The sequence below is a fragment of the Alteromonas sp. MmMcT2-2 genome, assembly GCF_022348305.1.
Taxonomy (GTDB): Bacteria; Pseudomonadota; Gammaproteobacteria; order Enterobacterales; family Alteromonadaceae; genus Alteromonas; species Alteromonas macleodii.
This window is the reverse complement of the sequence record NZ_JAKRFA010000001.1, coordinates 111,340-125,112: the sequence shown is the minus strand read 5'-3', so window position 1 is coordinate 125,112 and position 13,773 is coordinate 111,340. Positions and strand designations below refer to the sequence as shown.

Here is a 13,773-nt window from a genome sequence, read left to right as displayed (position 1 = left end):
AGGCTAAAGCGGCATTTGCTTTGTTACTGTGCTGCTATTTCTACATTGTCGATGCGATAAACTGCACCTTCGCCTTGCCCCCATGCTGGGAACATCATGATGACGTTGATAGCGCTGATATCTAAGCCTGCGTCATATAGGGTTTGTAGTGGGAAAGTGTATGTTTGCCATTCACCTTCAACCGGATCAGCACCTTCCAAGCTGGCCGACATTGGAAGTTCAACAGCAGAAGAGACATTAATGGACTCTACTTTGAACAACCAAGGTGCAGAGGCGTCGTTAGGCATTGAGCTTACTTTCATTTCAAACTTAATCGCGCCATTTGAAAGTAGTGATGAAGCATCGAATGATACGGTTTCATCAGCTAAGAAACCCATCACCGTTGGTGTAGCGCCAATGCGAAATTCTGCTACTGTGCCGTGTTCCGCGTCGTCTACTTCTTCAGTTGGCGTTGAGCCACCACAACAATCCCAGATTGACCATTGTTCAGCTGCTGTATCAGCAAAGAGTGTGATGCCCGCACCTGACGCATCTTCGCCGCTATCAGGGTGGTAAAATTTCACATTGTCTAAGCGATAAACCGCGCCTTCACCTGTGCCCCAAGCTGGGAAAACCATAATGACGTCGATAGCACTTACGTCCAAACCACGTGCCTGCAATTCTGAAATAGTAAATGTGTAGGTTTGCCATTCACCTTCCACAGGCTCCTGACCCTCAACGCTATCAGAAAGTGGCAATTCAACAGCAGTAGATGCGCCATTAGACTCGATTTTGAATATCCAAGATGCTTCGGCGTTACTAGGCGCACTCACTACGCGCATATCAAACTGCAATAAGCCACCGTCGGTAAGTGCTGTAGCATCGAACGGGGTGTCACCGCCGCCAGATTCAGGACGCGTGATAAAGCCCATTACAGTCGGTTCTGCGCCAATTCGAAATTCTGCAGTTAGACCGTGTTCTTCGTTGTCCATTTCTTCAGTAGGGGTAGAGCCGCCACAGCAGTCCCACATAGGCCAGTTAGGGTTTTGCCCATCTTCGAAGATGACTAATTCTGGGTAGCTAGCTCCGCCTTCTTGCGAAATTTCTACGTTAGCCATGCGATACACTGCTCCATTGCCGGTATCCCACGCAGGGAAAACCATGATGACATCGATAGCACTTGTATCTAAGCCTGCTGCTGCAAGCGCGCTAAGTGGAAATTCGTAAGACTCCCACACACCCTGTTCAGGCGCAGCACCAGCGGTGTCTGCGGGTCCTACATAGCCGTCCATCAGTGGAAGTTCTGCGGCAGTTGAACCTTCAGAACTTTCAATCTTAAATAGCCAATTAGTTGTCGCATTTGCAGGCAGCGATGTAACTTTCAGATCGAATTTAACACTGCCAGTTTCTTCCATTGGAGACGCATCAAACGGAGACGCTTCACCTTCTGGGTCGGTAATGAATTGAGCTCGACTGATAAAGCCCATTACCGTAGGTGTTTCATTAATAGCAAATTCGAAAACCTGTCCTTGCTCGGCATCTTCTACAAGTGCTGGTGTTGAACCACCGCAGCAGTCCCACGCAGGCCAGTTTGGATTAGGTGTTCCGTCGAAAATAGTAAGGTTTTGTGCAACACCGGTTGACGGTGGTGAAGGGATAGGCGCCTCGCCTTCCACTAATGCATCGTCTAGTGAGTTGTAACCTGGGCGAACAGTTTCACAGCCCTTGCCGGTGTCTGGGTTCGATGCACATTGGTACACTCGAACATAATCGACCTCGTAAGTCTGACCTTCGGCTAACGCTTCAGCATCAATGCCTGTTTCGTTTACGTTAGCTGGCCAGTCGCCACCTACTGCAAAGTTAAGGATAATGTAGAATTCTTGATCGAATGGCGCGTTGTCCCAGTGAGTGGTTAGCTCACCTGTGCCTTGCTCAAAGTATTCCGCATACCAGCCGCGGTGAGAAAGTCCAGTTGCGTCACCGTTTGCGTTATAACGAACTTCTGAACGACGCTGCGTAGCGTAAAGGTAATCGTCCATGTACCAGCGAATTTCGCCTTCTTGCCATTCAACGGCGTAGGTGTGAAAGTCGTCTGCTGGATTCGCTCCATCAGGAAGCGAGTAGGCTTTGCCTGAGCTATCGTTATTTGGCCATTCTTGACCATAGTGAAGGGTGCCGTGAATATGGCTTTCAGGATTGCCGTCAGCATCTAGTGCTTTAAGGTTTACGGCTTCCATGATGTCAATTTCGCCAGAACGAGGCCAGCCACCGTAAACCTCATCAGTAGGCATCATCCAAAACGCCGGCCAACTGCCTTGGCCCGAGGGTAATTTAGCACGCATTTCAATACGGCCGTATTTAAAGTCTGCTTTGTAGCGCGTGTTTAGACGGGCTGACGTATAAGGCTTTTGCGCTCCTTCTTCCGCGGGTAGAGCAACAATTTTTAGGCTACCGTCAGACACAAATGAATTGTCTTCGCTGTCGGTATAACACTGAGATTCATTATTGCCGCCACCGTCGCAGTTTACTTCATGAGTCCAGTTGTCATCGTCAATACTGTTCCCATCGAACTCGTCGCTCCATACCAGCTCCCAGTCAGCAACGGGTGCCGCAGGATCAACAACGTCGATGTCTGTAGATGTGGTTGCTCCGCCTCCACAGCCAAATAGGGTTGCGACTGAGATCGCGGCAGCTATCCGCGAAAGTTGAGATGCTTTTTTCGTCATTGTTTTCAGCCCTGATCTAAAGAAATTGGGTTTTTATGTAGTGGCAAATGCCACGTAAAAAGCTTTTTGTAAGCGCTTACAATTTAGGTCAAATAAAAATGGCTGTTTGAAAGCGCTTACATTACATTAAGCGACTGACACATAAAGATCAATACTGTTCTCAAAAAATTAACATTTGGCTGTCGGTCTTATTTTTGTTGCTTTTCGTTTATTTTCAAATAAAACAATAAGATAAGGTTGTATTAGAGGGTGGGTTAAAATTTAAAGGTGCTTGTTTCACTGGCTATTTACAAATTATCTCAGGGACTTGTTAATGACCTGTGCTCGATATTTTGTTCGCACCTGGGTACACATCACGTTAAGCTCAATATACGATCTCATGTGAGTTGTTATTATGCATCACCACAATCACAGCACTTCCGCCTCTAATTATCATAAAGGTCAGCATCACGGCCATCACCACGGTGCGCATGCTGAAGCGCTAGGCACAGATTCCACACGCATTGGATGGGCGTTCTGGCTAAATTTCATCTTTACTATTATTGAATTCATCGGGGGGTGGCTTACTAACAGTGTCGCCATAATGGCAGATGCTGTTCACGATTTAGGAGACTCTCTATCCATAGGTCTGGCGTGGTATTTAAGTAAGCTCGGGAATAAAGCATCTACCGAAAAGTATACGTATGGCTTCAAACGGCTGAGCCTTATGGGAGCTATGATCAACGGCGTTATCTTGGTGATTGGCTCAATTTGGGTGTTGTCTGAGGCCATCCCTCGTTTATCTAACCCCGAAATGCCCGTTACAGAGGGTATGATTGGATTAGCGATCCTCGGTATTGTCGTGAACGGATTTGCAGCTTATAAACTCCACGGCGGTCATTCGATGAATGAAAAGGTGCTTAACTGGCACTTAATTGAAGACACGATGGGGTGGGTAGCGGTACTGGTAGTAGCCATTGTGCTCCATTTTGTTGAATGGCCTATACTCGACCCAATTTTATCTATTGGTTTTACGCTATTTATTTTGGTCAATGTTGTTCGGTATGTTGTGCAGACTATGTCATTGTTTCTGCAGGGCGTACCTGACTTGGCTACAAGGAATGCTATTAGCAACACGCTTTTGAAAATCGAGCACGTTGAAGAAATTCACCATGTACATTTTTGGTCGCTTGACGGAGAGCAGCACGTGCTTACTGCACACGTGGTAATAAACTGTGCAATAGACAATGACAAACTGAGAGCACTCAAAAAGGAAGTTCACGAGCGTTTAGCCCCCTTTGAGCTTGCTCATACCACGATAGAGTTTGAGTTGCCGGGTGAGCCATGTCGTGATGATAATGACCATTTACACGCCCACTCTCATGAACACCAGCACGAAGAGATAAATTAATACTATTATTTGGTCAAAGGCGTTTGTTTTGATTTTCAGGGACTAACAGTCTGTAGTTGTGCAAAAAAGAGGGGCGTTCACACGCCCCTTTCAACACACACGTTTTTTAATTTATAACGAGATTAAAACCTTGCTTTAAATGCTACGCCGTAATAGCGATCTGCATCGCGCGGTATTTGATAGCGGAAGTTGTCGCCGCTATATGTGGTCGCGTAGCTTTCATCAAGCAAGTTCTTCGCAATCAAAGATACGCGGAAGGCATCGTCTTTGAATGAGAAGCTCACGCTTGCGTTAAGCATGCTGTAGTCAGGTAACAATGAGTGAGGATTGAATTCACCCGTGTTGCCTGGCAAGTCAGAGTACTGTTCATCGGTATAGATGTAAGACGCGTTGTAGTAAACGTCAAAACCATGCTCTGTTTCCATGAAGTACTCCGCTGACAGTGAGTATTTCATGTCAGGTGAGAATGGAACATCCAAGCCCGAACGGTCGGTACACTCAGCCTCTTCAGGACAATTAAATCTATCGATCTCAGCCTTGGTGTACGCAGCGCCACCGATTAGCGTCAGGTTGTCGGTTGCGTTCCACATAAAGTCTACTTCAACGCCTTGGGTCGTCACATCACCAGCATTGGTAAGGCGCGTGATACATGCGCCGTCAGAACAATCAAAGTTGTTTGCTTGGAAGCCTTCAATGTCAGTGCTAAATAGCGCGATATTTAAAAGTAGATCGCGACTTGCGTACTTATAGCCAATTTCGTAAGCGTCAGATTCTTCCGCGCCAATTGGGCGTCCGTCATTCTCTGGGTTGAAGTTATAGTAAACATTGAAACCAGGGCCTTTGTAGCCTTGAGAATAGGTTGCATAAACCATTTGATTTTGGTCGAGATCGTATTGAACACCAAGGCGGCCAGACAAATTGGTTTCATCTACCACACCTTCTGCATCGGTGTTCTCGGTCGCAGGTCGAACGCCCACACCGCGGCGTCCATATTCGTCGTTACTTATACGACGGTGAGTGTAAGACACTTCATCATCGGTATAGCGAAGACCGAAGATAAGGCGTAAGTCATCGCTTAAGTCGTAGGTGCCATCTCCGTAAACGGCCCAGTTATTAAACTCAGTGCTCATGAATGCCGTGGCAGACACAATGTCGTTGGCATTACATGTCACACCTAGTGAATTAGCGTAAGCGTCTAGGTCAGAAAGTGCGTCTGTCAGCGCGTCTCCAGACAGGTTATTCTGCGCATAGAATGTCAGTGCTTGGTCAAGTTGAAGGTTATTGTTTTGGCAACTTGCATCACGAGTGAAGTTACGCTCTGAATCCATGTTCCAGTAGAACATACCGGCTAAGAAGTTGAATGGGCCAGCTAGGTTTGATGCAACACGGAATTCTTGAGAAAACTGACTCCATTCTTGCTCACCTACGTCATGCAGCTGAAACGGCACTCCAAATACTGGCTGGTCGCTGTCGCCAGCAATAGACGTAAAATCACCTTCGCGGAATTCTGTATTTTCCCACGAGCGCTGGGCAGTGATCGACGTGAAGGTGTAGTCACCAATGGTTTTGTCCACTTGTACGGAGAAGGCCGAGTGGTCGTCAATAGTGCGAGATTCGAAGTCATGATCAATTTGACGCTGCTCTAAATCGATACCGTCGGCAATGGTCTCACTGTTGGGTGCTGCCTTTGAGTCGGGATTTCGACCGCTAGATACGCCTTCTAAATCAGCACAACAGTCGTCATCCGCGCTGTAAATTTCGCTAATGAACTTTACTTTTAAATCATTGGTTGGCTCGTAAACCACAACTGCACGGGCACCTTCACGGTCATAGCCGTTTACTTTTTCATTGTTGTAAACGTTGTCGATATAGCCGTCGAATTTACCTTGGAAGACGGTTAAGCTGGCTGAAAGGTCGTCGGTTAAGCCACCACTTACTGTGCCTTTTAAACGGTATTCGTTATCTTGATAAAACTCAGTAGAAAGACTGCCTGTGAGCTCCTGAGAAGGATCTTTTGTGGTGATGTTTACCACACCAGCAGAGGCGTTCTTGCCAAATAAAGTACCCTGTGGACCACGTAATACCTCAATTCGATCTACATCGTACAAATCGGCAAACGCTTGACCAGAACGCCCTAATACAACGCCATCTACCACCGTGGCTACGCTTGGCTCTGCGGCGATACTAAATGAAATTGTTCCAATACCACGAACGGTTAAGGCTGAATTTCGAGTTGTTGTCCCTTTGCGGAAGCTCACAGAAGGCACAAGCGCTTGTAGATTTTCAACATTGTTAGCAAAGGCAGATTCTATCTGGTCACCGCGTAACACTGATACAGCAACGGGCACATCGCTGATGCTTTGAACACGCTTTTGCGATGTAACGACAATTTGTTCAAATGATTTATCATCTTTTGAGGCGTCGACTTGCTCTGTATCTGCCTCTTGCGCAAATGCATTGGTGTGAAGTAGCAATCCAGATGTCATAGCAAGGGTTACCGCCTTGCTGATGAGTGATCTCTTTGTATTCATGTTGTTCTCCAGGGTGTTTCGCTTATCACGCCCTCACTTACACCTTGCTACCTTTAGTCGGATACAAAAGCATTTGAGCAAGTAATCGGCGTTTCGTTTTTTATTCTGGCTGCGTAGGGTACAGCGCTACGCGTATTATTCTTTCAATAGCAAAATTCAATAGCGTAAAAATACGGTCTTCTATATAAAAGATATCTTGCATCTGATGTCTTATATAAGAGTGATTAAGTTAAACAATTGTTAAGCCGTTTGCAAACGTTATGTTAATTTTTTTGTGTTTTTTCTATACAAAAATGACGAAGAAGAGTTAGGCGTGCTGAGAAGCAAGGCGTTTCAAGCCTTGCTCATACTTTACTCGCCACCATTTCAGACTTATACCAATTGCCACGAAACATGTTGCCCACAAGCCGACTAGTGCAGGGACAAACGCGTTGCTTAGTCCATTCACAAAGCCTACAGGAGAGAACATCAGGTAAAGCGTTGCGATAAGGCCAACAAGCACGATGGCGCAGGGAATGGCATAGCGCCATGGCGTCATATTGACTTCAGCCTTTGCAGTGAAATGCCATGGAGTAGTCATTGGGTAGAGCCTGCCTATAGTCAACATAATAGCCAATTCAATAGCGAACAAAATGGCGTAGATATGGATAAAGTTAATATCGACTTCCCATACGAACTTAAGCAGTCCATAGGCAATTACGTGGAAGATAATCGCGACTTTTGCCGCCAGCGCAGGAACGCGTTTTGTAAATAAGCCAACAAGCACAATAGTGATAACGGGAATATTGTAAAAGCCAGTGAATATGCGAATGATTTGCCACAATCCTTCAGGGGCAAACATAAGCAGCGGCGCCGTGATAAAAGAGAGCACAGCAATAACAATACTGGTGATCTTGGCAACGCGAATAAGCTTTTCGTCGCTCACTTTGTCTTTTTTGAAGGGTTTGTATACGTCTAAGCAAAATAGGGTGGCAGCACTGTTAAGCAGTGAATTAAAAGAGCTAAACACCGCACCAAGCAATACTGCTAAAAAGAAACCCGACAAATACTGTGGGAGTACATCTTTTACTAAATGAGGGTAGGCAAGGTCGATAGTTTGAAGGTTTTCGTCTTGATATAAGTGATAAGCAATCACGCCTGGTAACATCATCATAAAGGGCACAAGCACTTTAAAATAGCCAGAGAACAACACCCCTTTTTGGCCTTCAACCAGATTTTTAGCGCCTAAGGTTCGCTGAATTACGTATTGGTTAGTACCCCAGTAAAACAAATTGGCTAAAATCATACCCGTGAAAATAGTACCAAAAGGAACAGGGTCGTCGGGACCACCTATAGCATTGAGCTTTTCAGTTTCCGTTGTAGCAATAGTAGATAGACCTTGGCTAAAGCTGCCGTCGCCTAAGGCCACCAAGCCAAGAACGGGAACCAATAAACCCACAATTAAAAGGCCAACTCCATTAATCGTGTCTGATACGGCTACCGCTTTTAAACCACCGAAAATGGCATAGAGAGCGCCAATCGTACCGACTATGACGATGGTAAGTACCAGTCCCACCTCATAGCTTACGTTGAAAAGCCCGGGTACATCAAAAAGCCTAAGCACGGCAATAGAGCCAGAGTAAAGCACCGATGGAATGGTAACTAACGAATACCCCACCATAAACAAAACTACCGTCATTCTGCGAACGCTATCGTCGAAACGGTCGCGTAAAAACTCAGGTAGGGTGGAGAAAGCGCCCGCTAAGTAACGAGGCAAGAAAATAAGCGCCATAATAATGGTAGAGATACCAGCGGTAACTTCCCACGCCATAGCGCTTAAGTTATACCCAAAGGCAGAGCCATTTAATCCAATTAGCTGCTCTGCGGAAAGATTGGTAAGGATCATGGACCCAGCAATAAAAGTGCCGGTCAACCCTCTTCCTGCAAGGAAGTAACCGTCTTGCGTGTTTACTTCCCCTTTTGTTTTCATGTAAGAAATAACGGCAACCAGTGCCATAAATGCCATGCATGACAATAGGGTAAGGGTGATATCCATGAACTGCTCCTATGCGCTACGCTGGCCAATGTGTGGTGTTCGACATATCCATATCGGTATGTTGAACATCTGGGCCCATTACAATGCGACAGCCTTTTTGGATGAACACCGCCACATCGTTAAGCGCAAGTATTTCTTCTCTGTATTGCTCACCCTGCACGACTTCTTCGGTACCAAAACGTATCCATTCACCTTTTGGTAAGTAGTATTTAATTTTTCCGCCGGGCACCACGCAAGGCACAACAAGTAGGTCATCACCGCACATAAATTGTTGTTCAAAACCGTGCGAAAGCGGCTGTTCAGGGAAGGCTAACGCCATGGCGCGCTGAACCGGAAGTCCTGTTTGTGATGCTTTTTCTGCGGTTTCCTTTAGGTATGGAATAAGCTTATATCTTAGCTTAAGGGCCTCAAATACTGCATTGGAAGCGGCATCGCCGTAGGACCAGGGTTCACGAGGGCCAATACCGTGCAATCGCATGTGGGCACTAAACACTGACGCTTGTGCCCATCTTACGTAAAGTTCTGCATCTCGGGTGTCTTTGTAAAACCCGCCTATATCGGTAGCGAAAAACGGCCCGCCTGACATACCCCAGGACAAACTGCCACGAATACTTGCGGCTAGGCCATGCCAGTCGGCTTGCGGGTCACCGCCCCATTGTGATGGGTAGCGCTGACTTCCTGTCCAAGCTGAACGGCTAAATAGGAAAGGACCTGTTTTGCAGTAAGCGTCGGCAGCCTCGTACACACAGCGGTTGTAAAGCATACTGTAAACGTTATGTAGACGATTACCTGAATCACCGCTATACGACAGCATATTGTCGTCTTCCAACTGTTCGCCAAAGTCGGCCTTTATCATATCTACGCCAAGGTCAAATAAAGGTTTGTGCGACGTTTTCCAAAACTCGTAAGCTTCAGGGTTGGTAAAGTCTAAAATACCTGAGTCTGGCAAAGGCGTAAGTACTTCACCAAATGGGCTTAAGTCCCACGCATAGCGGTACGCTTCGCCAGTGCGTTTATCCTTTATCAGCCAACCCTTTTCGGCCGCCTTTTTGTAAAGGGGGTTTTTCACTGAAATCATGGGGTATTCCCACACACAGATTTTAAAACCTAACGCTTTAAGTTCATCGATAACTGGCTGTGGGTCGGCGTAGCGCTTAGGGTCCCACTCAAAAGCAAAGCGGGTATCTGTGTCTTGCCATGCGCGGCCATCAAGGGTAATAACATCGCAAGGCATATTCTTTTCGCGCACTTCGCGGGCAACCGCGAGTAGTTCGTCGGCGTCTTTATAATACGCTTTAGAAAGAATGACGCCTAAGCTCCAGGTCGGCGGCGTAGGGGCAAAGCCGGTGAGCTCGCTGTAGGCTTTAAGACTTTGCGCTGGCGAGTCTTGATGGAACAAGAACATGTCGAGTAGGTTATCTTCTACTAAGCACACGTAAGCTCGCTGTGACCAAAGTGCGTAGCCGACTCCATGGGTGACGGGGGCTGGAGTGTGCACAAACAAATTCCAGCCTTCAGGACTCCATGCGTAAGGTGTGTTTTTATAAGACTTTTCGGCGTTTACGCCTAAAGCGTCGTGGTTGTATGAGCGAATTAGCTGGCCGCGTTTATCAAGCTTGCCCCATTTCTCTCCAAGACCATAAACGGCTTCGTCGTAGCTAAGCTCTAAACTTACTAACCAACCTTTGTCGGTTTTAGCGAATGGCGGTAAGCGATGCTGACGTACAAAGTGGCCGTCGGTGGCGCTTTGCTGAACTAAAACGTCATTTTTATACAGCTTGAAATGAAGAGGTGCGGCAAAAACTTCTAATCGATAGTCGCCTGCTGCCAGGGTGCTGTGAGACTGATCACCGGAAAGTACTAGCGATAGCCTTTCCGGCGCTTGAGTAAGCATACCAAAATCATCTGCTGCATTGACGTCACTTTGAATGCGTAAACCAAACTGACTAATACTTAGACTCAACTCACCATATTGGGTGGGGACAATAAGTGTCTTATCATCCGACAAAAAGGGCTGCTCAGTAATGTCAGCGGCTTTAATATCGTTCCATTCTGGCTCATTTACACAAAACGCGTTACTCATTTCTACATTACCCTTCATGTCTTATATAAGACATAAGTTAATGAAATGTAACTTGGGTGTCAATCTGCAATTAGAAAATTATGAAGATTTAGATCCGCGTTCACTATCAAGCCGTCTTAGATACTGATATTTTGGACAATAAGGGTTACGCCACTTAATGCAAGCATGGTCAAGGCTAACAGTCGGACAGCGGCAGCGGACACGCGAGCAGCGAGAATTCGTCCTAATCGCGTGAAAATTAAAATGACGGGAATGGCGAAAACAGCAGACAGAAACACTTCTGTTGAAGGCAAAGTACCAAACGGTATTATGGCAAGGCGTATAAGTGAGGTAACACTAAATACGGCCAGCAGTGTTATTCTGATTTCATTTATTGGCCAGGTTTGTCGATAACACTGAAATACCACAGGTGGGCCAAAGGTAGAAAAAAGACCGCCTAGCAATCCACCTAGAGCGCCAGCGATAGAAAAGCCGTATGCGCGACCAGATGGCTGTGCCCGCTTTCTTTTTATTAATAAAAGGCCGCAGCAGCTGAGAATAGCCAAGCCGAGCAGTAAATTGAGCCAAGTTGCCATCCCAACAGATAGGTATTCCAACAATGCGTAGCCTACCGCCATAAAGGGTATACCGCTAACCAGTATAATAGTGAAAGCACGTCTATTTATTTGCTCCGTGTTTTTCACTACTAAGCTGATGGAATTGAAAAGACTTAGAAAACTCACCATAAAGGTGGTCGCCGTAAGCGGCAAGATGCCGAATAACGTAAAGCTTGATACCACCATAAGGCCAAAACCAAACCCGCTTAAGGTCTGTAGCAGTGTCGCAAGCCCTAATAGCGCAAACATGGGAAGCAGTGTTTCCAAAAGCATCACGTGTAATTCCTGCAATGTATGTGATTTATATCAAAAGTGCGCTATAACTCTTGTGTATGATATAACAACAAAAATTAAGCGTTTAGGTTAGGGTTCATGTCTTCATCTCAATTCGATCACAAACTCAGCGGTCCAAGTCTTGCCTTTCAGCCGCTGTATCAACAAGTCGCTGAATACATTAAGCAGCTTATTGTCGAGCGCCGTTGGCAACCAGGCGAGATGCTACCTAGTGAGTTTAAGCTTGCTGACGAATTCAATGTTAGCCAAGGAACCGTTCGCAAAGCGCTAACATTGCTGACAGATACCAAAATTGTAACCCGTCGTCAGGGGGTCGGTACATTTGTTTCTGAGCATACGGCACAAGATGCGCTGTTTCGTTTCTTTCCGTTACAAGCTGACGGAAAAGGTGCTGACCTACCCAAAGCTGAACTGTTAAGTAAAGAGCTGGTCGAGCCAATTGAAAGTGTCCAAACTGCACTATCAATTACCGCTAAAGACAAAGTAGTGAAGCTTAAGCGTAGGCGAATTCTCGATAACGAATTTTGTATGCTTGAAACTATTTATTTACCGTCTAAGCGATTTCCTGACATCGAGAAGCGAGAAGATATTCCGCATACTCTGTATCATTTTTATCAAACGGACTACAACCAAACTGTATTTAAGACCCGTGACAGCATTAAAGCGGTTTTGGCCTCAAAAAGTGATGCAAAAAGCTTAGGTATCGAAAAAGGAATGCCGTTACTTATGGTTACGCGCGTCACTGAGTCTATTGACGGTAAACTCATTGAATATCGTGAAAGCAAATGTAGAACTGACCACTACCATTACCAAGTTGAACTTGATTAATCCTTTGCTATCAACGCCAAACTGTTCAACCACAACGTTTTAAACGTCCGTTCCTATCAAATTGTTTCTTACCGACTCTCGAACACCTAGCATAACAAGGTAACGCTTTACCTTGTTATGCCACCGCTAGACATTTCTTTTTATTGCACTCCAAACTTTTCATTAAGTTTGTTAACGCTTTGTTGACATCGGTATATCTGTGTAATAACTTATGTCTTATACAAGACTAAAGTTTGAAGCTAAAGTTATACAAGAGCATACTGCAAAAGTAAACCGCGGCTTTTTATCTTTGCAGTACGTTTAAGAGAAAGTCCGTACTAGCTTAAAGCAACGAATTCTAAGGTGAATGAAACAATGAATAAGATACCAGAGGTAGGTTTTGGTTTTTGGAAGGTCGATACTGCCATATGTGCGGAAACCACGTACCAAGCGATTAAGGCTGGCTATCGACACTTAGATTGTGCCGCTGATTACGGCAATGAAAAGGAAGTGGGTGAAGGCATTAAGCGAGCGATTGATGAAGGCTTGTGCACCAGAGAAGAGCTTTGGGTTACTTCTAAGCTATGGAATACCTTTCACGCCCCTGAGCACGTGGGTCTTGCTTTAGAAAAAACCTTGTCAGACTTACAGTTAGATTATGTAGACTTATACCTGATCCATTTCCCAATAGCGCAGAAATTTGTGCCTATCGAGACCCGTTATCCACCGGAATGGTTTTACGAACCTGATGCTGCCGAGCCTAAAATGGAACTCGCGCCTGTGCCTTTGCATAAGACATGGGAGGCAATGGAGTCGCTTGCCGATAGCGGAAAAGCAAAACAAATTGGTGTGTGTAATTACAACACCGGTTTGCTTAACGACCTGATGAGCTATGCGCGTATTAAGCCAGCCATGCTGCAAATTGAATCTCATCCGTACCTTACGCAAGAGCGACTAATTCGTTTGGCAAAAGACTATGGACTGGAGGTGACGGCCTTCTCTCCGCTAGGTGCCTTATCTTATCTAGAGCTTGAAATGGCTGATCAGACGGAATCAGTGCTTGAGCAAAGCGTAGTAAAAGCCGCGGCAGAAGCCCATGGTAAAACGCCCGCGCAGGTTGTCTTGCGTTGGGGAATTCAGCGCGGTAACGCCATCATTCCAAAAACGTCAAAAGTTGAGCGTATGAAAGAAAACCTCGCACTTTTTGACTTCTCACTCAGCGACAGTGAAATGCAGGCAATATCTGCATTGAACGTAAATCGCAGATTTAACGATCCAGGGCGCTTCTGCGAAGCTGCCTTTAACCGTTTCCACCCTATTTACGACTAGGAG

The 13,773-nt window shown here is 45.9% G+C and carries 8 protein-coding genes; 3 read left to right on the top strand and 5 right to left on the bottom strand.

All coding sequences use genetic code 11. The annotated features are described in order from the left end of the window. Positions 1–23: 23 nt before the first annotated feature. Positions 24–2,705: a glycoside hydrolase family 16 protein gene (locus MHM99_RS00535; RefSeq protein WP_239217704.1), complete on the bottom strand. Its 2,682-nt coding sequence runs from the start codon at positions 2,703–2,705 to the stop codon at positions 24–26. A 394-nt stretch (positions 2,706–3,099) separates the two neighbouring features. Here MHM99_RS00535 and MHM99_RS00530 point away from each other — a divergent pair, with 394 nt between their 5' ends. Next, positions 3,100–4,095, top strand: a complete 996-nt coding sequence (locus MHM99_RS00530; RefSeq protein WP_239217702.1) for a cation diffusion facilitator family transporter — start codon at positions 3,100–3,102, stop codon at positions 4,093–4,095. A 122-nt stretch (positions 4,096–4,217) separates the two neighbouring features. Here MHM99_RS00530 and MHM99_RS00525 read toward each other — a convergent pair whose 3' ends face one another. From MHM99_RS00525 to MHM99_RS00510, 4 genes are all read right to left on the bottom strand, one after another. Next, on the bottom strand, positions 4,218–6,626 hold the full coding sequence (locus MHM99_RS00525; protein WP_014951136.1) for a TonB-dependent receptor: 2,409 nt from the start codon (positions 6,624–6,626) through the stop codon (positions 4,218–4,220). Positions 6,627–6,933: 307 nt separating this feature from the next. Next, positions 6,934–8,661, bottom strand: a complete 1,728-nt coding sequence (locus MHM99_RS00520) for a solute:sodium symporter family transporter (RefSeq protein WP_014951135.1) — start codon at positions 8,659–8,661, stop codon at positions 6,934–6,936. 16 nt (positions 8,662–8,677) lie between these two features. After that, positions 8,678–10,744, bottom strand: a complete 2,067-nt coding sequence (locus MHM99_RS00515; protein WP_168463118.1) for an alpha-xylosidase — start codon at positions 10,742–10,744, stop codon at positions 8,678–8,680. A gap of 116 nt (positions 10,745–10,860) precedes the next feature. Next, positions 10,861–11,613: a TSUP family transporter gene (locus MHM99_RS00510; RefSeq protein WP_014977677.1), complete on the bottom strand. Its 753-nt coding sequence runs from the start codon at positions 11,611–11,613 to the stop codon at positions 10,861–10,863. 99 nt (positions 11,614–11,712) lie between these two features. Here MHM99_RS00510 and MHM99_RS00505 point away from each other — a divergent pair, with 99 nt between their 5' ends. Beyond that, the gene (locus MHM99_RS00505; protein WP_014951132.1) at positions 11,713–12,462 is read left to right on the top strand and encodes a GntR family transcriptional regulator; all 750 of its coding nucleotides are present in this window, start codon (positions 11,713–11,715) and stop codon (positions 12,460–12,462) included. A 354-nt stretch (positions 12,463–12,816) separates the two neighbouring features. After that, complete coding sequence (locus tag MHM99_RS00500; protein WP_080986362.1) at positions 12,817–13,770, top strand: aldo/keto reductase; 954 nt, start codon at positions 12,817–12,819, stop codon at positions 13,768–13,770. Positions 13,771–13,773: the final 3 nt, after the last annotated feature.